Below are 23516 nucleotides of genomic sequence, written 5' to 3' on the forward strand. Positions count from 1 at the left end.
CATCAGTAATGCACCCTCTTTTCCACGTATTTGAACTGGATCACGGTCAGCAGGCCGACAACGATAAGCAAAATGACCGACTGTGCCGAGGATGAACCGAGATCCTGCCCAACGAACCCGTCCGAGAAGACTTTGTAGACCAGAATAGTCGTCGCCTGCTGCGGCCCGCCTCCGGTGATCGTGTGGATAACGCCAAAGGTTTCAAAGAAGGCGTAGACGACATTCACCACCAGCAGGAAGAACGCAGTTGGAGACAACAGCGGCAGCACGATGGTGAAGAACCGACACCAGAAGCGCGCGCCGTCGATTGCAGCCGCCTCAATCACGGACCTTGGAACCGACTGCAATGCCGCGAAGAAAAACAGGAAGTTATAGCTGATGCGCCCCCAGGCCGAGGCGACAACAACCAGCCCCATGGCCTCGGTTCCGTTAAGGACATGGTTCCAGTCATAACCGAGTTGGCCGAGGTACCACGAGACGACGCCAACGCGCGTGTTGAACATGAACAGCCACAGCACGCCTGCGACCGCAGGGGCAACGGCATAGGGCCAGATAAGCAGCGTCCGGTAAACACCCGATCCTTTGATCAAGCGGTCCGCGATGACCGCCAGAAACAACGCCGGTATCATCGAGCACAATGTGACGAGCGTTGAAAACACTGCCGTCGTTACGAAAGAGGCTCGGTAGAATTTATCGCTCAGCAGGAATTCAAAGTTACCGAGTCCCACGAACTGGGACGACAGCCCAAAGGGGTCAGGTATGAACAGAGATTGCCAAACAGCCTGCCCCGCCGGATAGAAAAAGAATACAGCGGAAATGATGACCTGCGGGGCGATTAGCGCCAGTGGCAACAGCCAGCCGCGAAAGGTGACGCGTTTTTCCATCCCGATAAACCACCGAATAGAGAAAATGCGGGCCCGAAACAGGCCCGCATTGAGTTAGGATTTATTGATTGGCGGATTCGAACCGGCGCAGCAGCGCGTCACCGCGCTCTTTCGCGCTGTCCATCGCTTCCTGAGCGGTTTTTTCGCCGGACCAAACGGCCTCCAGCTCTTCGTCGATGATGCCGCGAATCTGATCAAACGATCCCAAACGCAGACCTTTCGAATTTGCGGTGGGCTCTTTCGCCGTCATCTGAATCACCGCGATATCAGTACCGGGGTTTTGCTCATAGAAACCTGCAGCGCGCGTAACATCGCCTGCGTCCGCCGTGATCGGCAGATAACCAGTATTCTGGTGCCACGAAGCCTGCACGCCCGAAGATGATAGGAAGCTGAGGAATTCACCCACGCCCTTGTATGCTTCAGGATCATGGCCTTCCATCACCCACAGCGAAGCGCCACCGATAATGGTGTTCTGCGGCTCGCTCACCAAGGCTTCCCAATAGGGCAGCGGGCGCACGTCGAACTCGAATTCAGCCTCCGAGCTGATACCGGCGTAACCGGCCGAGCTTTCTGTGAACAATGCGCATTCACCGGCTCGGAAGTTTGCACCACCTTCATTTCTGCGTCCGGTATAGATGAACTTGCCATCCTTGGCCCAGTCGCCCATTGCTGTAAGGTGTGCGACCTGCGCCGGACCGTTCAGCATCAGCTCGGTATCCAGACCGGCAAAACCGTTGTCCTGCGATGCGAACGGGACGTCGTGATAGGCCGACAGGTTCTCGAGGTGAATCCAGCTTTGCCATGCGGTCACGAGCGGGCAGTCCTCGCCCCCAGCCTTAAGCTGCTCAAGTACGTCGCCAACCTTTTCCCAGGTCGATAGATCTGTGTCCGGATCAACACCCGCCGCTTCGAAGGCATCACGATTGACCCACAAAACCGGCGTGGACGAGTTGAAGGGCAGAGACAGCATATCTCCGTCCGTCGTCGTGTAATAACCTTTGACAGCACCGATATATGCGTCAGGGTCAAAGGATGCGCCGCTTTCGGCCATCACTTCATAAACCGGTTTGATTGCACCTTCGGCCGACATCATGGTTGCCGTGCCCACTTCGAACACCATCAGGATGTGAGGCTGCTCGCCGGCACGGAAAGCCGCGATACCTGCGTTCAGAGTTTCAGAGTAATTGCCTTTGTGGCTTTCGACCACGACGAACTCATCCTGGCTGGCGTTGAACTCTTCGACCTGCGCTTTGACAAGCTCACCCAGTCGGCCGGTGAAGGCGTGCCAGAACTGAACTTCAGTTTGGGCCATCGCCGCCACGGGGGACAACGCAGTAGTTACGGCGAGAGCGCCGAGAAATTGCTTATTCATGATTCCTCCCATGCATCAGTGTTGATGCTTCGTTGAATACCGACCGCAACGCGTAATCAGCACACATGACGATTTCACGACGTTAACGTTACAGTTTTATAATTCAAGCATTTAATTTTTGGGAAAAACATAACATTACATTATAGTCCTGCAAAGCAAACAACGAACCAGGTTCAAAGCATGAGTCAAACTTTGAGGATCCGCCAATTGGAAGCGCTCATGGCAGTTTCCACAAACGGGTCGGTCACCGCTGCAGCTACGGATCTTGGGATAAGCCAGCCTGCGGTCAGCCGACTGCTTTCTGATCTGGAAAAATCGCTTGGCTTTCAACTTTTTGATCGCCGTGAAGGCCGCTTAGTACCTTCACAGGAGGTGCGTTATCTACAACCCAGCGTAGAGCGTGTTTTGGAACTGATGAAACAAATCTCGGATGTCAGTCAGGACATAACGCAACGCAAAGCGGGACACATCCGCATCGCATGTTTGCCTGGGTTTGCCACCAGTCACCTCCCCAACGTCATCGCCAAGTTTCTAGAAGATCGGCCAGGTGTAACAATGACGATCGAACCAGACAGACCGGAACGCATTCTCGAGTGGATGATCGGTGAGCAATATGATTTCGGAATCACAGATAGTTTTAACGGGCATCCGGCCGTCGAAAGCAGAGACATTGATGTCCGTACAGTTTGCGTGTTTCCTACCGGACATGAATTGGAAGAGCTCTCCGAGGTGTCACCTACGGATCTTGCGAATGCCAAGATTATTCACACAAGGCGCGATAGCGACTTTTTTGGACAACTTTCAAAAGCGTTTCAAAGCGCCAACGTCAAACTCAATTCCCACATCGAAGTCAGGCAGTTCACGGCGGCTTGTGAGTTGGCTGTAAAAGGTGCCGGAATTTCCGTGGTCAGCGAGTTGGACGCCGTCCAATATTCAGATGACGGATTGAGCTACCGGCCCTTCAAGCCGCTTTTGTCACATACGCTTTCCCTTGTTCGCCCGATTTTGAAACAACCGTCATTGGTGACGCTGGAGTTCATCGAGCAGTTCCAAGAGAGCCTAGCCCCGTTCAAGGCAGGCAAACTCCATCGCTGATAGTAGGCCGGCAAACGCTAATGTTCGCTGCCAGCAAGCCGTACTTTTTAGATCTTCATAGCTTGAAGCCAATTTTTGAGCATTTGGAATATCACCTATCTCTCGGCAAACACCCTCTGATGCTTGAGTCTCAATCCATCTCACGAATCTATTGAACTCCATAGGAGACGAGAATGCGTCGATTCTCTCCCATTTACATTCATTCATCGGCTAATCCAATCTGGGTTCAGTGGGTTAATATTGCGATCAAAATAAACTTGATTGCCTCCACCTACCAAGTCTCGTTGGGATGCTGCAAACCCTTCAAACAATCGAGTGCCAGCAGGTACTTCCATTTCAACCACTCGGGTAGCTATCCGCCTTTTCTTCGGGGTATTCGAATTTTGTTGTTAGGGTTCCGTCTTCATTAATAAACAACGTTAACGCATCCCAATCTCCTCCTGTATGCACTTTCATCTTTGAATGAAGCTGTGGAACAAGATCGGTTGCACTATCATTTCTTAGTAAGGCATACATCTTTTCACCTTTGACACAGAACGTGAGTTGGCTTCCGACCGATGTACTACCGTCGTCATAACCATGGTCATAGTCAAACCGGCAAGCCGCGCTGGTAAACCCATCAGGCGCACGCACCAAGATTGCTAGATACAGCTGATCAATTATCTTTCGTTGTTCTTCGATAGGATTGTTCATTCTATTGCCCAGCCTAGTGATCAGACAATTAAGGCTCAGACTTTATTGATAAGATCTCCAGCTCTGACCAATCATCCGGCAATCCCAAGCGTTCCATGTAGCGGTTGAAGTAATTGAAGGTCGCGTATTCGATGCTGTCTGAGCAAAACCACACGGCATCACACTCGTCACAGATATGAATGACGCGACCATTCCTTTTTATTTTCGCTGGAACTACAGAGCCCTGTTTGCATCTTGGGCATTCATGAGTACTATTCTGTTTCATTGTTGGTAAGCCGAAATGGTTTCGTTTGTACTGAGCTTAACAATGACCCGGATACTTGTTTCACCCGTAGTGCAACCGCGTGCGCCATTGGCCCAGAGTCTTTCAATCTGGGGATTACCAAAAGTCTACTCGTACACTGCCGCCGCTTGAAGCAGCTTATACAAGTCGGCCCAAGTGATGTATTCCTCGCAAGGCTGATCGAAGAGGCTATTGCGCCCCTCGAAAGCTAGCAGCCATGCCTGCATTGCCTCCACAAAAGACTTGGTATTCAAGTTTTCTTCAGGAAACTCAGGATCACGCAGCAGAATATTCAGTGCATTACAGAAGTCTCTTGCGGTTTGGATTTCGACAGCACGGTTATTTTCTTCTGGCTTCAATTTCCTGCCCTTCATTAATTATCAAAATCTAAACCTAGAATCTTTCTAATCAGGAGGGTTTGGCTCGTTTGGCTGAGATCCTCATACCGGCCTCAAATTGCTTTCCTGCCTATCCCGACGACACAGTTTTTTTACCCAGAGCACATCGTCAATTACAAACTGTATTCGATCAAACAACTCGGGGACTTCAATCTGATACGCCTTCAACAAATTCACGCCTTCTTCAATTCTGTAAGTTGTTTTGTGTATGTAGTAGAAAGTATTAAACAAAACCATTAAATAAGCTTTGTTTTCAACTTTCGCAGCTTTAAATTGATCGAACAAGATGTCAGCAGCAGCACTGGGTTCAACGTAATAGATTGCTGACAAAACAGGCCGGAGACTTCCTCATCGGTCAGACCTTTCTCAAGTAAGGCCGATTTGGTTTCGTTTAGTGAGCGTTTGGTAGGTGTTTCGTACTTCATTTTATTGGCTTACCATTTGGCTTGAACAAACCGGCATTGATCAGAGCATTTTTTGAGCTTTGAGGTAAATCTGACCAACTTCTTTCACAGAAACTGGAAGTTTCCCCCACCGCTTATAGGTTTCGCTCTTCAAAGTGTTCTGACATAGTTTTTAGATACATCATGCATTCGTTGTAATCTGGTGAAAAGTCAGCTGTCTTCCTTACCTCGCCGTATTTGCTTACAACGATGGCACATTTACGCATATTAGCGTGCTCAGGAATCTCAATGTCCGAGTGACGAAAGAACATCCACGCGCGACCGTAGCCGATACATTGAGTCCCAAGTATTTCTTGCTGGTTCGTGATAAATTCACACCATTCATTTTCTCCAGCTTGTATTGCTAGAGTTCGGATTTCCGAAAAAGTTAATTCACGCTGTTCCATCATCGATAACCTGGTACAACTGTCAGATTGGGGTTCAAGTCAACAATACTTCCTAATTGCGGATCAATATAGTGAACTGTACCGCCCCTGTTCACACCGACGATGACATGTTCAACTGGCCCAGCTTGTTGAATACGAACTACTGCAACAGCACCATCGCCTTGCGAAACAAGCTCACTCGTAACGTTTGCGGGGTTGGTCGCAGGTTTGAAACCGAAAGGAGCAGAAGGTAGCAGATCATTCGGAGTTCCGTATCCATTCGATGGACTGGCTACAGCGTTAGGATTGCGACCTGTAAGACGGTCGACAGTGGCGTTCACACATGAAACACAGTTTGTATTAACGCCAGACCCTGCACCATCTATGTAGTGCGGGTTGACACCAGCAAGTTCAGGAAACTCCTCCGTCATTGAACGAGTGCTGCCATAAATTCCGTCGATGGCACTTCCAGCACTATTTGGTTTTGTACCCCGCAGTACGATCTTGATACCACCGCTTGTCGCGCTGGCAGCGCCTGCGACGCCCGTAGCGGTAAGGTACCCGCTGATGAACACCTTGCTGCGCAGCTTGTTGGCTTCATGGATCTTGCCCTGCGCTTCAAGGAGATCAGCTTTTTCAAGATCGGCTTTTATCTACACCCCCATTCACTTGTTCGTACTATTTGATTGTCAACAAAATCGCGTGCCCGACGAATTCTCATTCGGGCGACCAAGACCCTGAAAAGTAACCAGGATCGGGTTGCCGGAGTATCCAGACTTCACCCGATGCATTACATAGAAATTTTCTATCAGCCCATTCGTCCTTTTGATCGACACCACCTATCTCTCGGCAAACACCTCCTGATGCTTGATTTTCAATCCATCTCACAAATCTCTTAAACTCCATAGGAGAGGAGAACGCGTCGATTCTCTCCCATTCACATTCAGATTCACTCATTGGCTAATCCAATCTGGGTTCAGTGGGTTAACGTTGCGATCAAAATAAATTTGATTGCCTCCACCTACCAAGTCTCGTTGGGGTGCTGCAAACCCTTCAAACAATCGAGTGCCAGCAGGTACTTCCATTTCAACCACTCGGGTAGCTGTCCGCCTTTTCTTCGGGGTATTCGAACTTTGTCGTTACAGTCCCATCTTCATTTATGAACAGTGTGAATGCATCCCAGTCACCGCCGGTATGCTCCTTCATCTTGGCATGGAGCTTGGGAACCAAATCCTTGACGGAAGTTCTAAGCGTACGATCCAATGCTGCAGAGACACTGTTGCCATTCTCGGTATAATAAAAAATTTGCCCTACACTAGAGCTTCCATCTTCATATCCGTGATCATACTCAAACTTACATTTCGCAGAAGTAGCAGCCGATGGGCAACTTCCTTTGACGATGTGATACAACTGGTCGATGATTAACCTTTGCTCTTCGATGGGATTACTCATATTAACCTCCCGCTTCATTTTTGAAGTCTAGAATTCTAGTTTCACCATTGATCTGGTACTCAATCTCAAGACTATCCGGCCTCGGATTATGAGGATCAGCTCGGTTCAAACGCACCGTTACATTTCCAATATCATCACCATTTTGCAGTGAACGCGTGATTTCATTCTCCCACCGCTTATAGGCACCATTATTGAAGTTAGAGTTCTGAGGGAACAGATTAAACCGATCACAAGTTCCACCATGACGGCAAGCTTGAATGTGACCACCAACATCACCGTCGATACCTTCTTTACCGACCGCAGTTTGCCGGGCGTCACGAACACCAGGGCTATCCAAGGGTCTATACGTGATTTCATCGACGTACCCACCTTCGCCAGTCTTGAAAGTAGTACCGTTGCTCAACTCAGTGGTTGTATTTGGCTCTGGGTTGTTTATTGCTTCGTATTCTTGGGTTCCCTTTCGAACATCTGATACATCAACTTTGATTGTATTTGGTGTAGTACCCCGCAGTACGATCTTGATACCACCGCTTGTCGCGCTGGCAGCTCCAGCAACGCCCGTTGCAGAGAGGTATCCGCTTATGAACACCTTGCTGCGCAGCTTGTTGGCTTCATGGATCTTGCCCTGCGCTTCGAGGCGATCAGCTTTTTCCAGATCGGCCTTTATCTGGTTTTGAGTTGTCCCGATCGGGTCTTTGATCAAGTCCCATGTCTGGCTGGCAACCAACTTCAGCTGTTGTTGTGCAGTCTCGTCACCTGTCAGAGCAAGAGCGGAAATTTCGACCAGGTCGATTACACCTTTTGCTGAATCCACAGGCATTTCAATCAAGGCTTCACGCGCAGCCTTCGACATGGCTTCACTTCTGTACGTCCCGAATTTCGAGGCGACATTGAGATATTCGCCGAGCGTACCGTCAGCCAGAACTTCACGTGATCTGTAGGCTCCTTTGTAGCTTTCAAAGGCATCCTGAAGTTTGGTCAACTCGTTACGACATTCAGATGAAGCACTGCCAGCGCCACAAGCGGCAGCAAAGTCTGCGTCACGTTGCGCGTCCAGTTCGTTCAGTTCTCTCAGCTTAATGAGCTCGTCTTCGCAACCTCCCGACTGACACTCTTCGCTCAATAGCTTGTCTCTAAGTTCAGAACGCAAGGCGGCTTCTGTATGCGACAAGTAGTTATTCAGCGCGGCAGATTGAGCGATTGCTGCTGCAGCGACAACGTTGTCAGCATTGCCCCCAGATGCGAGCAGGCCTGCGACGGCACCAAATAGTTCCGCGCGTTTTTGGATCTCATAGTCTGAAAGCCCTGCGAGCGCAGGATCCGTACCTACATAAATACTCTGCGCAATTCCACCTGCCGCGCCCGCCGCACAGTCCGCACCGGTGGCTTCGGCGGCGGCACAACCCGCGAGCGCATGAAGGAGCATATGACCTGCCGAGCCTTCGCCGCCGTTGATGGGGTTGCCATTCGCGTCAGTGAACAACCCACCAATTTCGAACTGAGCATCTGCCAGCGCCAGATTGGTGACGGTTTGAACAAGGCTTGCTGAGAACCCATCCGAAAAATCCGTTCCATAGACAGTCGAACTCAGACCGGAGGAAATCGCCCCATCCAGCGTCCCTTCCAGAATGCCGGCCACCGTGAGTTGTGGACCTTGCGGATTGCCAAGGCCACTAATCAAGGCATCGTTCAGGGGGCTGTTTTCGGGGATATTCAGGTTGATGCCTGATGTGAGTCCTGCTGATACACCTGAGAACGCAGCTGCTTCCAAAATCGCGCCCAGGTCGAGATCTCCGGCTACGACACCATCCAACGTTTCGACGAGCGCTGTTGAAGTGAACGCATTGGCTCCATTAGAGACGGCTACCGAGGTCAGGTTTGGCAGCAACTCACCGACCAGCTGAGGCGCGACATATGCCGCCACCACAATTGACACCAGCGCCTTAAACGCAGGCGAGAGCTGCGTTTTCTCTTCATAGAAGTACTCATCTGCCAGTTCCTGGCTGATCAGTTCCAGCCCGTCTATGGCCAGAAGTTCCTCAGGATAGAGATCTTGCGGGTTGGGCGCATCAACACCTGCGGTTTGATACAGGACCAACTCAGCATCACCGCCGATGTCGAGGCTCATGCCTTGTCCGGCAAGCAATTCGGTCAAAACGGCCGTTTCCGTAAAGCTGGTCTCGGTGATCGTGGTCAGGGTGACCAGCCCCATGTCGGTCTCGAAGAATTCGGAACGGTGGCTGTCGATGGCGGCCTGAACCGAGAAATCACCACCTGTTGTGATATTCAGGTTTTGGCCAGCTGACAGCGTCGCTCCGACCAAAGTGGTGTCCGTGCCGGACACGATGCTGAGATCAAGCGCTGCCAGCGCATCCGTGCCAGTATTGATGTGATCGACCGTGTGTAATTGGCTGGACTTGCTCAGCAGACCCCCAAGGTAGCTCTTTTCCTTGATATGCGTCTCTTCAAAAACGTCGGTGTAAGTACCAACAAGGATGTCTCCTTCGGTCGCAGTGAGGTTGATATCACCAGATTTGCTGGCGAATTCCGTCCCTGCGGTAGTCAGATCACCTGTCTCAGCGATAACATCGATGCCACCGCCAGCGGTGATTCCAACACCCCGGTTGGTGACGGCCAGCGTGGATCGCGTTTCCTTTTTCTTCGACAGGAACCCGCTGCTGGTTTTGCGAGTTTCCGATTGGGTGATGTCTTGCGCAGCAGCAAGAATCACATCACCAGCTGCAGCCAGATGTGCCGTTCCACCTGCATCAATCTGCGTCCCGATCAGTACCGCATCACCGCCCGCGTTGGCGATAAAGTCGCCACCAGTGGACAATTGGGTGACCTGAGCTGTCAGGGTCAGGCGGTCAGTTCCGTTGCTTTTGCCGCCTTCGCTGTATTGAACACCAGATTGCTCCGCGAGCAGGTAAAGGCTGCCACCTGCCGTTAGACGCATGTCACCGACAACCTGCGCCTGAACACCAGCCAGTGTCATGTCGGCGGAAGAAATGATGGACAGGTCGCCGCCCACTTCAAACCGGGACGCGATGTTTCCGGTTACCTTGGTGGTGCTGGTCTTGGTGTACTGGTTCTTGGTCCATTCCAGGCCTTCAATGGTGACGCTACCAGCAGAGAAGATGGACGTATCCGATGCAGACCTTATGACCAGCGCTTTGCCGGAGAAATCCCCGCCCGTGATGATGTCGACCAGATCGCCACCAAGCTCGGTGTCTTCGAAAGCGATGTCACCGAAAGACGTCAGGGACAGATCGCCGCCCTCAGCGACCAGCGAGCCGCCAGTCCCCGAGATACTCCCCGCAATGATCGTCAGATCACCGCTGTCCGAGCGATTGGCCTTGTCCAGAGACTCGAGCAGACCTGTCTCGGACAAGCCAAAGCGGTCGCCAAATCCATTGAAGCTTGAACCAGCAGCTTGAACCGCGTCTCCACCGTGATAGTCGGTGCTGCTAACCGGATAGCCGTTCCACTCGGCTGGTCGATTGATGTTTTGGAACAGCTCATCCTGGATTTGCAGGCGATCCAGAAAATAGTCAGACGAAATAAAGTCTTCATACGAGACAGGGTTTGTTCCGAAATTTGTCCGCCCCTCACCAATCAGGGTATCCAGATTGGCGAGTTCCTGAAGCTCAGGCTGCACAGGGTTCAGAGCTTCTGCCGGAATAACGAGTTCGGGCAAAGGCGGTTCTGTGACGGCCGCAGTTTCACTCGGGGAGACAACGCTTGCTGCGCCTGATGTGATAGTGCCATCTGTCGCAACGCTCGTGCTGTTAATATTCACGGCGCCGCCTGCGCGTATCTCAGCGTTGAAAGACACAGCAGGGTCGGGTTGTCTCAGAATTTCCGCGGGACCCACATTTATTTCAGTTATCCGATATTCGCGGTCGCCATTCTGGCCGTCCGGACCACCACCTGAGATTTCGGTGCTGGTCGCTTTACTATATGTCGCCCGCGCTGTTGTTCGCGTATCCTCATAAGCTGAATTTTCAAAACGACCCGAGTTTACGGTGATGCCGTTTGCAGACGCAATCAAACCCGCGTCGTTGCGGACGGTATCGGCAGCGATGACGATTCCCGCACCGGATACGATCTCGGGGCGATCGCCCTCAGCGTCAACTGCTGTTCCCCGGCTCCATTCCACCGTTCCGGTACTGTCAGATACACCGGCAAAAACACCTCCACAGCCACCGCCGCCACCAGGTATTCTAACCCGGCTGCGACAAGACTGTGGTGGCAGATCGCGTGGATCATTCACGACCACCGTTCGGGATACAGGTACAACAACGGTTTCTGTTTCCAGACAGCCATCCGAGTTTTGGCGAACGCATCTTACAAAGCTGTAACTGCCTTCGATCAGAGCGCTCCCGATAGTTGTATCAACATTCAATGATAAGTAGCGGTTGATGAAGTTCTCTGCTTCGATAGTCAGACCACCATCCGCTTCGATGCGTCCAGACTGGTTGAGCACAGCGCCATCTCGCGCTACCAGCTGCATTATCTCGCCGGATTTCAGCAGACCGCCGCGGTTGCTCAGATCAGAACCGCTGCGCAGTTGAAGATCGCCACTCGCCTTGATCGTACCGCGGTTCTCCAAATCACCACCAAGATCGAGCAGAAGGTCTCCGTCAAACTCCACCTGTTCTGATGCACCGACAGACAAGCCACCAGTGTCCAACGTGACTGCAAGCCCATCACCTGCACGCAGTTGGTCGAAGTGAGACGTATTCAGCCCGCCGTTCAGCGACCCTGACTGAAACTCCAGAACGGATTGACCCACCAGCAGCGCATCGGCACTAAGGCTGGTTTGTCCGGATACAGCGACGCTGGTGTTTCGCGCATTGATCTGCCCCTGAAGGTCGAGATCCCCCGCTGTCACTGACAAATTTGCCTGCTGCCCTGCGACCAGATCACCATCGATGATCGCTTGATCCTGAGCCGTCACGGACAGAGATTCGACGGCAGCGATCTGCGATCCGTCGCTTGTCCGGACCTCGTCACCCGCTATGGTGACAGATTGCCCGCGTGACGATCCCATGTGAGTAACCGACCCGTCAGTCGCAGCAACAGACAGTGTCTCAAGCGCCTGCACCTGACCTTCAATCCGGGCGTCACCTCCGGTGAGAGCTACCGACTCCGCAACCAGTTCTGAATCGGCACCTGTTACAAGCTCAGTTCCGGCCGTCAGCGACGCCGCTTCCAGGGCAGCGGCTTTGCCGTCGAACGTCAGCTGTGTCAGCGCATTCACATCAATGGACTGAGCGAAGACTTCGGAGTTGCCGTCCAGCCCCACAGAGCTGCCAGTTGATGCAGCCGCAAACGCGTCGCGCGCCACAATCGCGCCAGAAATGTTCAGCATCCCCGCGCTTTCCAGACGGATTGCACCGCCCGCTGCCTGACCGTTGAAGGTCAGGTCGCCATTGCTGGTTCTGATGTCGATCAAATCACCGCTCTCGGAGGTGATCGCACCTTCCAGAAGGATCGGACCCTGGTTGCGGACCTGGACGCGCCCGCCCGCACGGATTTGCGGTGTATGACCACCAGCAGGAGCGCCCAGCGTAAGCTGCCCATCAGTCCGCAGCGCAATGTTGGTTGAGGACGCCATATCCCCATTCAGACGCACGCCCACGCCATTCTCGGTGGCAATCAAACGGATTGCGTTGGCATACATGCCACCAAGAGCGGCCACGTCCACAGCCAAAGCCGGGGCGGCCCCTTCACCGGCCTGCTCGGTGATCCCGGTCACCGCGCCGGTCTCCGGATCGTAAGACCAGTTATAGTCCACCTGGTTGGCGCCGGCGACGACATTGAGCTGATCCGCACGCATCTTGCCATAGATAGCGGCCGCCCTCGCAATGACGTCGACGCGGCTGGTGTCGGTCAGGGCAATCCTGTTCTCCGGGTTCAGACCCTCAGCCCCGATTGTGACAGTACCGCGACGTACATCGAACCCTGTGAGGGCGCCATTGCCGCCGAATTGCGGTTTTCCGGTCGTCAGGGTCGCACGGCCAGTGTTGATGAACCCGCAGCCATTGCAGGTGATGCCAAACTCATTGGCAACCACCACATCCATTTGTGGCCCGGCCACTTCCAGAATACCGTTCAGCTGAGTCTGATTGCCCCCGACGACCTCACCGATCCAAAGATCGGCCTCTCGTCCGGGCCTCAGATTGCCGTTGCCCTCAATCACGCCACCGAGCTGCGTGTTGGTGATCGTGGCCGAGTTGTTCAGGATCAGGTCATCCGCCTGAAAGTCGGTGTAGACATCGTGACTGACGCCCGCACCATTTGGGGTCGAGATGTTGATGACCGTTGTGCCGTTCAGCGACTGGTCGACATGCGGTCGCGGACCTGTATTCGGGCCGACAGGTTGGATGTTCTGCGCATGAAGCAAAGCAGGTTGTATCGTCAGCGCAAGCGCGAGCGTCGAAGAAATGACTTCCTTAAAAACACGACTACGCATGGTTACGGCTTTCTAAATTACTTTGCTCAACAAAACGCTTCATCAGAACTGTAACCTCAGACTGAGATACCCAACGGTCTTGTCGGATTCGAAGGCTGGATTGGTGTTGGGTGGGGACTCGTCAGGTCGGCTCAGCGCATGTGCCACCTGCATTTGCAGAGTGAACTGACTGTTCACGATGATATCCGCCCCAAGGCTGACACCTGCCAGATGATCCTGAGACCAGCGGCGCAGGGCCGACGGTTTGACATAGCCGAAATCGAGGCCCGCATTCATGCGCACTTCAAACCTTGGTGCCTTGTAAGCACCCCATTCAACAGTATTGCGGAGATAGATTCCTGTATCGCCATAGAGGCTGTTGTCGTGAAAGCCTCGAACGGTGCTCCATCCGCCAATACCGAACTGCTCAATGCCAGGTAGGATATCGTCCGAGTATTGCCCGGCCAGTGTACCCCGATAGGTCAGCCCGCTTTTCCCAATTGGCGCAGAATAATCCGCCCGCAGCTTCACAAGGCGAAACTCCTGATCGATGACACTGCGTTCCGGAATATCCGCTCCCAGCGCATCAAGCCCGGCTTTCACGCCTATGTTCCAGAACAGCCGACCCTGTCCGATGGTCTTCTCGCCCCGAACGCCAAGTGAGGCAATTGTCAGGCGTTGGCGTTGGCTGGTGATATCGATGCCGTTGATCGATGTTTTGGTTCTGTTCAGCTTCAGATCACCGTAGGCATAGACCTTCGATGTCTGGTTCCGCATCAAAAGACGCTCGGTCAGCAGGATCAGGTATTGGCTGCGTCCTTCTGTGACAAAGGACTGGTTGATGCCTTGGGTGATGAAGCGATAGTCGCTGGCTCCAAAATCCGCATTGAACAGCCAGTTGCCCACCGGCAAGCCCCAGCTGACAGAAACAGAATCTGAATAGCGCTCCCCACGCTCCTCAAATGGAGTGGTGGTGATTCCGATCCGCAGCTGGTCATTGAGATTCAATGCATTGTCGAGACCAAAGTTGGCAGTTCCTTTGACGCGACCCGTGGACTCAAAGCCGGAATTGTCGAACTGGAAATCCAGAAACCAGGGACGCCGATCTTGCACATCAACCTGGATGAACGACCCACCGGGCGTCTCTCCGGGCACGAGCTGGAACTGACCGCTTGCCGACCGGGGCGCGTTGATATTTTCCAGCCCCTGTTCCAGATCGCGCAGGTTGAGAAGGTCACCACGTCCAGTCGGGAAGGCCGTATTCAGACGCGTATCCGCAGGCTGGCCGGTGCCGTAGACATAGCCTTCGATGCGGCCCGGCACGATGGTGATCGCCAAAGACCCGTCTGCAATGTCCTGTTCAGGTACGTATGCGCGGGTCGTGATGAAGCCCAGTTCCTGATAGAATGTGTTGATCAGGTTCAATGTTTGCGCGATGTCTGCCGCTGTCGCACAGGTGCCGATCAGATCGCGATAGCCTTCGGGTTCACGTTTGAAGGCCTCAAAACCTTCGAGATCAATGCTGCGGATATCAAAGCACGGCCCACCCGGAGGTGGGACATAGAGCTCCGCTCCAGCGGCTTCGTCCTGTGCTGCATCTTCACGGGTTTCGAATTCCCGGCGGCGTAGTTCTTGCTCTTCCGTCTGCTGGGTTTGCTGCTGAAGAATATCGTTGCCGATGCGTTGCAAATCACCGGGCGAGACGCCCTGCGCGGAAACGGCTGCTCCCGTCAGTAGAAGCGCGTTGAAACCGAGTGCGGAGGTCAGGAAGAGGGATCGCAAACCCATCAGTTGTCCCCTGCCGTTCGGAATTGATTATAAGCGGCCGTGAACCCGCGCAGAGAAACCGGGAAATCAACGGCCTTGTCGCGCGCTGTCCAAACCCGGGCTTTTACCTCTAGTCCTTTGCGAAAGGCCGACAGGACATCTCCATCCATCCGAAACCCCGCGTGACAGCCAAGCTGATCACAGACCTCGTACAAGACTTTGAAGGGGCGGCGGTTGTCCACGTGCAACTCGATGCCCGGAGCCAGATAGACACCAACGGGAACCGTCATGACTGCATAGCTTTGACCCGTGTCTTCATCGTCAGACACGCTCAGCATAAAGACGGGTGGGCCACTCTCTTCGGCGGCGACGCTCTGCATCATCTGACAGACGGCATTCTGCTCCACCGGTTGACACAATACCCGCCAGTCCGAGAATACCTCTTCCATGGACTGAGGTTCCGCCTCTTGCGCCAAAGCCGCGGACTGGAAGAGGGCGAGGCCAATACAGATGGTCGACCGAAGGAACGCATTGTTCATCATGCGCATTTGAACCTGTAGGTCATGCGAACGTGCGGCGTGTTCACCGGAAAACTTGCCGTTTGAACCAATTGGCCGCTGGCTGGGTTCCATGTTTTTTGTGTGTATGTGGTTTGTTTGTCGAATGGCGCCGAAACGGTTCGGGACGAGATGGTCGCGGGCCCCGCACAAATCTCGTTGAATGCGTTCTGGCTGAACTTATCCTGCTGATCGGCATGGTTTGCGCGCACTTCTATGGAGGCCGTATAGCCGCCGTCGCTCGACGGAGAGACGCCATAGATTTCTTTCAGGCGCTCAGGCGACGTACCTGAACACCCGCTCAGGACGCAAAAAACAGCAACCGTGAGAAAAAGAGGATTTTTCATAACAGACGAACCAATCTGAACCGGTGAGAACTCGAAATCCTGAAAGTGCGCTACTGCGCAGCCTGATCCAGCGGCGTTGCCTCCCAGTCGCGGGCAAAGCTCTGTGCTGCTTCCAGATCATCACGATCCAGCTGTGCGTTCAGTGTATCTCGCAGAGCGCGGGCCTCTTCCATGCCCCGCGCGGACGCGAGATTGGCATAGCCGTGCGCTTTGATGCGATCCTGATCCACACCGTTCCCCAATTGATAGGCTTTGGCCAACTCAAAGAGCCCTAAAGGGTTGCCAGCTCCTCCGGTGCGCGAGAAATTCTCAAAAGCGGTCTCGTAGCTCTGCGTTACACCCGTGCCATCGCGGTAGGCCTGACCCAGATAGTTGATGGCTGCTACGTGGTTCTGCTCTGCAGCTTGCCGCCAGTAGCTCACCGCCTTGCCTGCGTCCTGGTCGACACCTTGCCCATCCGCGAATAGTAATCCGCAATTGAACGCGCTGTTGGCATCGTCGGACTCCGCAGCCGCACAAATTAACTCCGCTGCACGCTTGTAGTCCTGCAAGACAAGTTCACCGTTCAGGTACATCAAACCGAGCCGGTTCTGCGCTAGCGCACTCCCCTGATCGGCTGCCGCACTATACAGCTCGACAGCCCGGCGCATGTCGCGCTCGGTTCCCAACCCCATCTCAAACAGGCGCCCGATGAAGAACGCACCATCCGCGTCACCGTCATCAAATCCAGCTTGGAACTCTTCGACTGCGGCCGGAACATTGCCAGCTTCCAGGGCGGCTATGCCCGCAGGAACACCCGCAAATGCACCACAAGCGATAGATGCAGAAACTGCTCCGCCAAAAGCGGTCCTCAAAATACGCATTCCGTAACCTTTTGTTTGTTTTATTAGCTTCTCGCTAGCAAAGGTTACGGCACACGTTAAGAGGGAAATGAGCGAGGCCATTATCAATTTTGTGACGTGCGACCGCGCAGTGGCAGCAATGTGGCAGGTCGCATGGAAAGGAGCGCCGAGCGGTCAGATTGCGGTCACATTTCCGCACATGAAAACAATTTGTCTGAGCTATTTAATGAAGCAGTTCGAGAGCTGATTGAAGGAGTGTTGGTAGTATGTCGAATCACTTTGCTGAAATTGTAGATCCGCGCTCTGGCGTGCGAGCACGATGCGATGACGATCATCTCTTCATTTGAGCTTTATATATCGGGTAATATCTGTGGGTAATTCTTAGCGCGTGGTGTCCGTAAGGCACAACGGGCTAAGCTTAGGCAGATGAAAATGACGATCATGATAAATCAATGCCGCACGTAAAATGGGCTGTGCAATTTGGGCGACCATAGTGCCACGAGTTTCTTGACCAACTCACTACCTAAGCGGTAGACGCGAGATCAGGAGAAGCCGAGTGACCTTTGAATCATCATACATACCACAAGAACTGTGCGCGGATAATCGCGACGCAGTGCTTTGTGGCGGCTTCTCTTCGACAGGTGGATTAAGACCCGAGTGATCTAACCCCAACTTTATTTTTCGAACCAGGCCGTCTCTTCCCGAGGCGGCTTTTTATTTTTCTGGAGCATAGACGTGGACCGTATCATCGAAACGCTGGAGGACGTCCTCCCGCACATTGTCCCCGACACCGGGATTTTTCATTTCGACTACGATGGATACTCGGTGATCAACTACGTCTACACGCTGGACAACACGTTCGACAGCGCAGTGGCACGAGAATGCCGGGGGTTGAAATTTGACCTCGATGGCAGGTTGATCGCGCGGCCGTTTCACAAGTTCTTCAATCTGGGTGAAAAGCGCCCGGTGCAGGAAGAGCCGTGGGACGCCGCCCATGCGATTCTGGATAAGCTGGACACCGGGAGTTGGCGCGGAAAGATAGGCGCTTCGCGCCCTTTCGATCACGGGCTTTTGCCTTTGGTGCGTTCGAGGAGTATGCCCCGATCGTGCCATTTCGGCCCCGGGGCCTCATCGTGTTTCCACACCCCACGCAGCAAGCTGCATAGCGCCCGAAAGCCAAGCCCAATCATCCTTGGACCAACGACCAGGTTGAACGGATGAACCGCACGATCAAGGACCCCACGATAAAGCGGTACCACTACGACAGCCACGATCAGCTTCGCAGGCATCTAGCCGATTTTATGGATGCCTACAACTTCGTGCGTCGATTGAAGACGCTCAGCGGTCTCACTTCTTACGAAGATATATGCAAAATCTGGACATCAGAACCACACGTTTGATCCTAAATCCGATCCACCAGATGGCGGGACTAAACAACTAGTTCGATGAAGGGCAGCTTTGGGTCGAAAAAAACTGGTGTAGCATGGCATCATTGATAAAGGATTGTGCCCGCCCCGTGGTCAGCAAAACCCCCAATCTTTGGTGCTAGCTGTCGTCCTGTAATCGATAAGACCGTTACGACTCAATTGGCTCCCGAAGCCGCTATTACTTTTTCGACAAACAGGCTTTTTTGCGATCTGTCAAAAAGATGTATCGTAACGCCGTTCATGTCCGAGACTGAAGGATGCTACAATGCCGTTGGAACTTGCCGACCTTCAAGACGAAGGCACGTATTTCGTCTGTAAGCCAACCGTTGTCCTTAAAGAAACCAATGACGGTAAAACCGGAATCAACCATTTGCTACTTGGTGACTGGCTTCAATATCAAGGCGAAGGCAACGTTCATGAAGGCAAGACATACGCAAAGGTGAAGTGTCGCGGCGACACAGGATGGTTGCAGCTTGACGAATTTGACGCCGTGCGCGGGCTAGAGGTGAATTTTGTCGACGTCGGTCAAGGCGACGGCTGTCATATCGTGACACCTGACGACAAGGTTTTTCTGATCGATGCTGGAGTGTCGGATAACATGAACCGCTTCTTGAGCTGGCGTTATAACCTCAGGGGGCGCAACGTACCAGATACTGAGGGTTTTGATCCGAACACGGCTGAGAAGCGGCCCTGGAAAATTGACTATGTTTTGATTTCGCACCCCGACAATGATCACTACCTTGGACTGAAATATGTCTTTCGAAACCCCAAACTGCAATTTGGCGATGTCTTTCACAATGGCATTATTGAACGCCCTGACGAAGAGGAACACGATGGCGTTGACTACCCGTGGGATCTTGGCGGTCAGTTTGAAGCATCGGGCGAGAAGTATTTGTTCGACTATGTCGCCACGACCGCTGAACTAGAGGCAATTTCGGATCGGCACCCGAGAACGGCCAAGGACCTCTTGACGACAGTGCAGGCTTTGTTTGCATCTTCGCCTAATTGCACGGTGCGGTCGCTCGGCGTTGATATGGCGACCTTGGATCAAGATGTCTTTGTGCCCGATTTTGAAGACGACAAAGCGTTCTCGCTGCAGGTGCTGGGGCCTATCCGTGAGCAAGTCACATTCAATGGAGCTGATCGCAAAGCATTGCGCCGACTTGGCAGCGAAAGCGAGACGAAAAACGGACATAGCGTGATTCTGAAAGGCTGTTATGGAAATCTGCGTTTGTTACTTGGCGGTGATCTAAACGAACCATCGCAGAATTTTCTGCTAAAGGCCTACGCCGGGACCGAAAAAACGCCAGATGAGGTACACAAGGCGATCGGAAAATTGATGGCCAAACGCCAGCCACTTACAAGCGCTCAGCAACAAGAGTTATACGCGTTGGAGGCCCAGCGTGCCAGGCTCGCCACGCGAGGAAACGAAGTGTTTGGCGCGGACATTGCCAAGGCGTGTCATCACGGCAGCCAGCACATTCTGGACGATTTCATTCGGGCCACCGATGCTGTTGCAACCGTTCTGTCCAGTGGCGACAACGAATCCCACAGCCATCCGCGCCCCGATGCGCTTGGTGCTTATGGCAAGCACAGCCATGGAAACCGCCCTTTAATATTCTCGACCGAATTAGCACGCAGCACCAAGGAATTTTCGACGCCAGTGCCTGACTTTGTGGCACTATTGGAAGAAATTGGTGCCGTTGATGCCATCACCGATACCGCCGAAAGAAGGGCTGCGATCAAAGCAATCGAAGCCCGCAAGGACCGCAACGTAGCCGTCTACGGTATGATCACAGTGCGCGCGTTGGGCGACAAGGTCGTTATTGCGCAAAAACTGGAAAAGCCGCGCAAGGAATCGCAAAAATGGGACTGGTACGAGCTGCGCTTTGATGCCGACACCGGACGATATTTGCGTTACACTGGTCGTAAACACTAGGACTTCTATCTGGGGCGAGTTGACCATTCAGTCCGTCCAGTGCTCCGCCCTCTTCGTCGTACATTGTTTGATCGACCAAAGTCAGCTGTAGGTCGGCTGCGGTAGTCGTGAAGCTGCCCAAAAAATGTCCAATAGGCAAATCAGGACGTTCTGAAGCAGTCATCAGGATAGCCTCCAAGAAATGACGCTTAGTTCAGCACGGCAGTCATAAGGGCTGCCAAAAATGCTTCGCGGTTGATTAAAATCCGCTTCCAAGAAGCCGCACTGCAGCGCTTGATAACAACGGCAATGTCCGCTTAGGGGCGCCAGTGAAAGCGACCCATTGCACTAGATTTCAATGGCTTCGGCGATAGCTAGAGCGTCTTCAAGTTCGACGCCCAAGTATCTAACTGTGCTGTCCATCTTCGTATGCCCAAGAAGCAACTGCACGGCGCGCAGGTTGCCAGTCTTCTTGTAGATCTGGGTTACTTTGGTACGCCGCATCGAATGCGTTCCGTATGCGCTTGCCTCAAGGCCAATGGATGTGACCCACTCACGGACGATCCGCGCGTACTGGCGTGTTGAAATGTGCAGGCGCTCATGGAAGCGGCCAGGCCAAAGATACTCCGAGCCTACCATGAGTTCGTCCTCCATCCACTTTTCGACTGAAGCACGCGTGCCCTCGGAAATCTCGAAGCGGACTGGTTTCTGAGTTTTGCTTTGCAGGACGGATGCGCGCTCTTTGATCTGTCCCGATGCCATTGCGTCGACGACTTTCATCCTTACAAGGTCACAGCCACGAAGTTTGCTGTCGATTGCCATATTGAACAGCGCGAGGTCGCGATGGTTCTCGGCCAGTTCAAGTCGAACTCGGATTGCCCAGACGTGCTTTGGCTTGAGCGGTCGTTTCTGGCCAACGATACGTCCTTTGTTCCAAGCTGGGCGAAGCGCGCGAATGGCCGGTAAGTTTGGTGTTTCCATGACTGATCCTCCGATCCGCCATTCCCTCCCAAAGCGACAACCCGACGTTGACAAGGTACCATATCAAAGGATTTCTGCGCTGACTCCGATGTCTGCATCGAGGCCAAGGCAGTCATCGCTTTTTTTGCTTCGCGCGCTCGCAGCATGAAAATCTCTGCAAGCGTATGGCTATGGGCGCTGTTGTGCGGCGACGAAACTGGTCATTGATGCCGCCCGCAGCACAGATGGGCTGGGCAGGGAACCAGTCGGGATGTAGCCACCGTTCGTTCTTCATGGGCCAAAGTCCGCTTGCCGCCCGCCTCACCCTGCATGCGCAATGCAAGAGAGCTTGGAAGCAACCTAATTGGTTACACTGCCTCATTTCGTCTATATTTAGGCTAGTATTTGCGACATAACAGACCAAGAGATCAGGCGAGGGCTATAGCTTCCAAGTCAGGTTTTCGAGTCATCCCATGCATAGATCTCGCGAAAGCGTCTTCATTGTTCTGTTAGTCCTCTCGATATTGCCCCGACCAATTCCCGCACCTCGCTCGGCAGCGCATCTCTGGGTGCGCCGGCAAATTGGCCATTTAGCGACAGTTGCACCACTCCATGCACTGACGCAAACAATGTGAGCGCACGCAGAGTGCGCGCTTCAGGCGATAAGTCAGGTAGCATTTGCCCAAGCGGTGCGGCCAAGAAAGCAATCAAATCCAAATAGTCGGTCTGGTGCCAGTCCGGCAGATCTTCCCCGTCGGGCAGACTGTGGTTGAATGCGGCAAACCACAGCTTTTCTTCTGAGAGCGCAAAATCGACATATGCGGCTGCCAACGCCTGCAACGTCTCTTCCGGCGTGCTTGCACGATCTGAGGCGCGGCCCAGCTCTTCACCTAGGCGTTTAATCGTTCTGGAGTTGACCAAAATGATCAACTCATCGAGATCGGAAACGACATTGTAAAGCGCCCCAAGAGCACAGCCTGCCTTTTGTGTTATGCTGCGCGCTTTTAGTCCGGCCAAACCCAGAGAAGATATTTCTTCTTCCGCTGCCTCGATCAAGCGAGTGCGCAAAGCCTCGCGTTTGGTTTCTCGATTGTTTCCCAAGCTTCTACGCTCCGTTTCTTGAACCTTGTTCATTTTTTGCTTGAACGATGTTCATGTTTGTCATAAGTTTGTTTTGTGAACGATGTTCAAACTAGCAAAAGAGGTTCTGATGTTCAAACAAATTTTCACTCTGGTTCGCGGTCGGTCCGTCGACAGCGCCGAGGCTTTCTTAGATGTAAATGCTCTGACTTTGCTGCGTCAGCAGATACGTGATGCAGCCCGCTGCGTAGAGCAATCCCGCAAGGCACTGGCTACGGTGATGGCCTATTCAGAGCGCGAAAATGTGGCGCTTGCGCAGCTCAACGAAAAGATCGCTGATCTAGAAACGCGGGCGTGTGAAGCGCTTGAGAACGGTGATGAGGATCTGGTCCGCGAGGCGGCCGCCACCATCGCCCATCTTGAGGCAGAGCGGGACGCAACGGCCCAGACGATTGCCAACTACACCGCTGAGATTGCCCGCCTGCGCGATCATCTCGGCAAATCGCAGAGTGTTCTGGCCCAGCTCAAGCGCGGTCAGCGCATCGCAGAGGCTAATGACAAGGCCCACCGCGCTCATGGTCAGATCACGACGCTTCAGTCGAGCAATCTTGAAGAGGCCGCCGCTACTTTGAAACGGTTGCAGGAACGTCAGGCCCATTCCGACGCCACAATGGCTGCTATGGCTGAGCTGTCCGCCACGCAAAGCGCCGACACCATGGGTGACCGCTTGGCCGATGCTGGCTATGGCGCGCCAAAAGTAAGCACTGCCGACGATGTGCTCGCCAGACTCAAAGCCAAGAAACCAACACCGAAATCCTAACCCTTAACCAAATCAAAACACACACTGACATCTGAAAGGAAAACCCAATGTCCAACGCATATATCAACAAACCGTCTCAGACCTGGAACATGTTCACTTACCTGCAGTTTGTCGTGGCCGGGTCAATGATGGCAGGCGGGATATTCTTCCTCGAGGCAAGCTTTGCCGCCAAAGGCTTCTATGCAATGTCGGCCATCATGCTGGTCAGCAGCACCGCCGCGATTACTAAGGCGCTCCGCGACAACGAAGAATCTGAGAGGCTGCACAACAAGATTGAGGACGCCCAAACCGAGCGTTTGTTGGCTGAAACATCGGGCACGCACAGCTAAGAGCCT

Annotated in this window: 19 protein-coding genes and 1 pseudogene; 6 read left to right on the forward strand and 14 right to left on the reverse strand. The window is 53.2% G+C overall.

Features of this window, described 5'->3' with window-relative positions; all coding sequences use genetic code 11:
- Positions 1–2: 2 nt before the first annotated feature.
- On the reverse strand, positions 3–884 hold the full coding sequence (gene ugpA, locus ACR0J1_RS15455; protein ID WP_480734289.1) for a sn-glycerol-3-phosphate ABC transporter permease UgpA: 882 nt from the start codon (positions 882–884) through the stop codon (positions 3–5).
- A 61-nt stretch (positions 885–945) separates the two neighbouring features.
- Positions 946–2256, reverse strand: coding sequence for a sn-glycerol-3-phosphate ABC transporter substrate-binding protein UgpB (gene ugpB, locus ACR0J1_RS15460; RefSeq protein ID WP_480734288.1), 1311 nt, complete (start codon positions 2254–2256; stop codon positions 946–948).
- A 180-nt stretch (positions 2257–2436) separates the two neighbouring features.
- On the opposite strand from ugpB, the gene ACR0J1_RS15465 reads away from it, so the two are divergent.
- On the forward strand, positions 2437–3351 hold the full coding sequence (locus tag ACR0J1_RS15465) for a LysR substrate-binding domain-containing protein (RefSeq protein WP_480734287.1): 915 nt from the start codon (positions 2437–2439) through the stop codon (positions 3349–3351).
- A gap of 336 nt (positions 3352–3687) precedes the next feature.
- Here ACR0J1_RS15465 and ACR0J1_RS15470 read toward each other — a convergent pair whose 3' ends face one another.
- The 10 genes from ACR0J1_RS15470 to ACR0J1_RS15515 form a co-directional block, all read right to left on the reverse strand.
- Positions 3688–4044 carry a hypothetical protein gene (locus ACR0J1_RS15470; RefSeq protein ID WP_480734286.1) on the reverse strand — a complete coding sequence of 119 codons (357 nt, stop codon included), beginning with the start codon at positions 4042–4044 and terminating at the stop codon, positions 3688–3690.
- A gap of 390 nt (positions 4045–4434) precedes the next feature.
- A complete protein-coding gene (locus ACR0J1_RS15475; protein WP_480734285.1) occupies positions 4435–4686 on the reverse strand; it encodes a DUF7660 family protein in 252 nt (83 codons plus the stop codon).
- 577 nt (positions 4687–5263) lie between these two features.
- On the reverse strand, positions 5264–5575 hold the full coding sequence (locus ACR0J1_RS15480) for a hypothetical protein (RefSeq protein WP_480734284.1): 312 nt from the start codon (positions 5573–5575) through the stop codon (positions 5264–5266).
- Positions 5575–5985, reverse strand: coding sequence for a toxin glutamine deamidase domain-containing protein (locus tag ACR0J1_RS15485; protein ID WP_480734283.1), 411 nt, complete (start codon positions 5983–5985; stop codon positions 5575–5577). The genes ACR0J1_RS15480 and ACR0J1_RS15485 overlap by 1 nt, the downstream gene beginning before the upstream one ends.
- Positions 5986–6640: 655 nt before the next feature.
- Positions 6641–7006 carry a hypothetical protein gene (locus ACR0J1_RS15490; protein WP_480734282.1) on the reverse strand — a complete coding sequence of 122 codons (366 nt, stop codon included), beginning with the start codon at positions 7004–7006 and terminating at the stop codon, positions 6641–6643.
- 1 nt (position 7007) lies between these two features.
- The gene (locus tag ACR0J1_RS15495) at positions 7008–13484 is read right to left on the reverse strand and encodes a two-partner secretion domain-containing protein (protein WP_480734281.1); all 6477 of its coding nucleotides are present in this window, start codon (positions 13482–13484) and stop codon (positions 7008–7010) included.
- Positions 13485–13526: 42 nt separating this feature from the next.
- Positions 13527–15251: a ShlB/FhaC/HecB family hemolysin secretion/activation protein gene (locus tag ACR0J1_RS15500; protein WP_480734280.1), complete on the reverse strand. Its 1725-nt coding sequence runs from the start codon at positions 15249–15251 to the stop codon at positions 13527–13529.
- Positions 15251–15772: an invasion associated locus B family protein gene (locus tag ACR0J1_RS15505; RefSeq protein ID WP_480734279.1), complete on the reverse strand. Its 522-nt coding sequence runs from the start codon at positions 15770–15772 to the stop codon at positions 15251–15253. Before ACR0J1_RS15505 ends, ACR0J1_RS15500 begins: the two co-directional genes overlap by 1 nt.
- Complete coding sequence (locus ACR0J1_RS15510; protein ID WP_480734278.1) at positions 15769–16134, reverse strand: hypothetical protein; 366 nt, start codon at positions 16132–16134, stop codon at positions 15769–15771. Before ACR0J1_RS15510 ends, ACR0J1_RS15505 begins: the two co-directional genes overlap by 4 nt.
- Positions 16135–16184: 50 nt before the next feature.
- Positions 16185–17078: a tetratricopeptide repeat protein gene (locus tag ACR0J1_RS15515; protein WP_480734277.1), complete on the reverse strand. Its 894-nt coding sequence runs from the start codon at positions 17076–17078 to the stop codon at positions 16185–16187.
- A 633-nt stretch (positions 17079–17711) separates the two neighbouring features.
- Between ACR0J1_RS15515 and ACR0J1_RS15520 the strand changes: the two genes are divergently transcribed.
- From ACR0J1_RS15520 to ACR0J1_RS15530, 3 genes and pseudogenes are all read left to right on the forward strand, one after another.
- A complete protein-coding gene (locus ACR0J1_RS15520; protein ID WP_480734276.1) occupies positions 17712–18197 on the forward strand; it encodes a hypothetical protein in 486 nt (161 codons plus the stop codon).
- Positions 18155–18417, forward strand: a pseudogene (locus tag ACR0J1_RS15525) (integrase core domain-containing protein); the annotation flags it as partial. The gene ACR0J1_RS15520 and the pseudogene ACR0J1_RS15525, both read left to right, overlap by 43 nt.
- A gap of 251 nt (positions 18418–18668) precedes the next feature.
- Positions 18669–20342 carry a ComEC/Rec2 family competence protein gene (locus tag ACR0J1_RS15530; RefSeq protein ID WP_480734275.1) on the forward strand — a complete coding sequence of 558 codons (1674 nt, stop codon included), beginning with the start codon at positions 18669–18671 and terminating at the stop codon, positions 20340–20342.
- A gap of 327 nt (positions 20343–20669) precedes the next feature.
- Here ACR0J1_RS15530 and ACR0J1_RS15535 read toward each other — a convergent pair whose 3' ends face one another.
- Together ACR0J1_RS15535 and ACR0J1_RS15540 are read right to left on the reverse strand one after the other, a co-directional pair.
- Entirely contained in the window at positions 20670–21302 is a 633-nt protein-coding gene (locus ACR0J1_RS15535) for a tyrosine-type recombinase/integrase (protein ID WP_480734274.1), read from the reverse strand.
- A 477-nt stretch (positions 21303–21779) separates the two neighbouring features.
- Positions 21780–22415 carry a TetR/AcrR family transcriptional regulator gene (locus tag ACR0J1_RS15540; RefSeq protein ID WP_480734660.1) on the reverse strand — a complete coding sequence of 212 codons (636 nt, stop codon included), beginning with the start codon at positions 22413–22415 and terminating at the stop codon, positions 21780–21782.
- 76 nt (positions 22416–22491) lie between these two features.
- On the opposite strand from ACR0J1_RS15540, the gene ACR0J1_RS15545 reads away from it, so the two are divergent.
- Positions 22492–23181, forward strand: coding sequence for a PspA/IM30 family protein (locus ACR0J1_RS15545; protein ID WP_480734272.1), 690 nt, complete (start codon positions 22492–22494; stop codon positions 23179–23181).
- A 47-nt stretch (positions 23182–23228) separates the two neighbouring features.
- A complete protein-coding gene (locus ACR0J1_RS15550) occupies positions 23229–23510 on the forward strand; it encodes a YiaA/YiaB family inner membrane protein (RefSeq protein WP_480734271.1) in 282 nt (93 codons plus the stop codon).
- Positions 23511–23516: the final 6 nt, after the last annotated feature.

This window comes from Ruegeria sp. CJ3, assembly GCF_056536725.1.

Excerpts from the sequence above, each read along its gene's own strand:
- ugpA (WP_480734289.1), bottom strand. The coding sequence starts at position 884 with ATGGAAAAACGCGTCACCTTTCGCGGCTGGCTGTTGCCACTGGCGCTA.
- ugpB (WP_480734288.1), bottom strand. The coding sequence starts at position 2,256 with ATGAATAAGCAATTTCTCGGCGCTCTCGCCGTAACTACTGCGTTGTCC.
- ACR0J1_RS15465 (WP_480734287.1), top strand. The coding sequence starts at position 2,437 with ATGAGTCAAACTTTGAGGATCCGCCAATTGGAAGCGCTCATGGCAGTT.
- ACR0J1_RS15470 (WP_480734286.1), bottom strand. The coding sequence starts at position 4,044 with ATGAACAATCCTATCGAAGAACAACGAAAGATAATTGATCAGCTGTAT.
- ACR0J1_RS15480 (WP_480734284.1), bottom strand. The coding sequence starts at position 5,575 with ATGGAACAGCGTGAATTAACTTTTTCGGAAATCCGAACTCTAGCAATA.
- ACR0J1_RS15485 (WP_480734283.1), bottom strand. The coding sequence starts at position 5,985 with ATGACGGAGGAGTTTCCTGAACTTGCTGGTGTCAACCCGCACTACATA.
- ACR0J1_RS15490 (WP_480734282.1), bottom strand. The coding sequence starts at position 7,006 with ATGAGTAATCCCATCGAAGAGCAAAGGTTAATCATCGACCAGTTGTAT.
- ACR0J1_RS15495 (WP_480734281.1), bottom strand. The coding sequence starts at position 13,484 with ATGCGTAGTCGTGTTTTTAAGGAAGTCATTTCTTCGACGCTCGCGCTT.
- ACR0J1_RS15500 (WP_480734280.1), bottom strand. The coding sequence starts at position 15,251 with ATGGGTTTGCGATCCCTCTTCCTGACCTCCGCACTCGGTTTCAACGCG.
- ACR0J1_RS15505 (WP_480734279.1), bottom strand. The coding sequence starts at position 15,772 with ATGATGAACAATGCGTTCCTTCGGTCGACCATCTGTATTGGCCTCGCC.
- ACR0J1_RS15510 (WP_480734278.1), bottom strand. The coding sequence starts at position 16,134 with ATGAAAAATCCTCTTTTTCTCACGGTTGCTGTTTTTTGCGTCCTGAGC.
- ACR0J1_RS15515 (WP_480734277.1), bottom strand. The coding sequence starts at position 17,078 with ATGGCCTCGCTCATTTCCCTCTTAACGTGTGCCGTAACCTTTGCTAGC.
- ACR0J1_RS15530 (WP_480734275.1), top strand. The coding sequence starts at position 18,669 with ATGCCGTTGGAACTTGCCGACCTTCAAGACGAAGGCACGTATTTCGTC.
- ACR0J1_RS15535 (WP_480734274.1), bottom strand. The coding sequence starts at position 21,302 with ATGGAAACACCAAACTTACCGGCCATTCGCGCGCTTCGCCCAGCTTGG.
- ACR0J1_RS15540 (WP_480734660.1), bottom strand. The coding sequence starts at position 22,415 with ATGAACAAGGTTCAAGAAACGGAGCGTAGAAGCTTGGGAAACAATCGA.
- ACR0J1_RS15545 (WP_480734272.1), top strand. The coding sequence starts at position 22,492 with ATGTTCAAACAAATTTTCACTCTGGTTCGCGGTCGGTCCGTCGACAGC.
- ACR0J1_RS15550 (WP_480734271.1), top strand. The coding sequence starts at position 23,229 with ATGTCCAACGCATATATCAACAAACCGTCTCAGACCTGGAACATGTTC.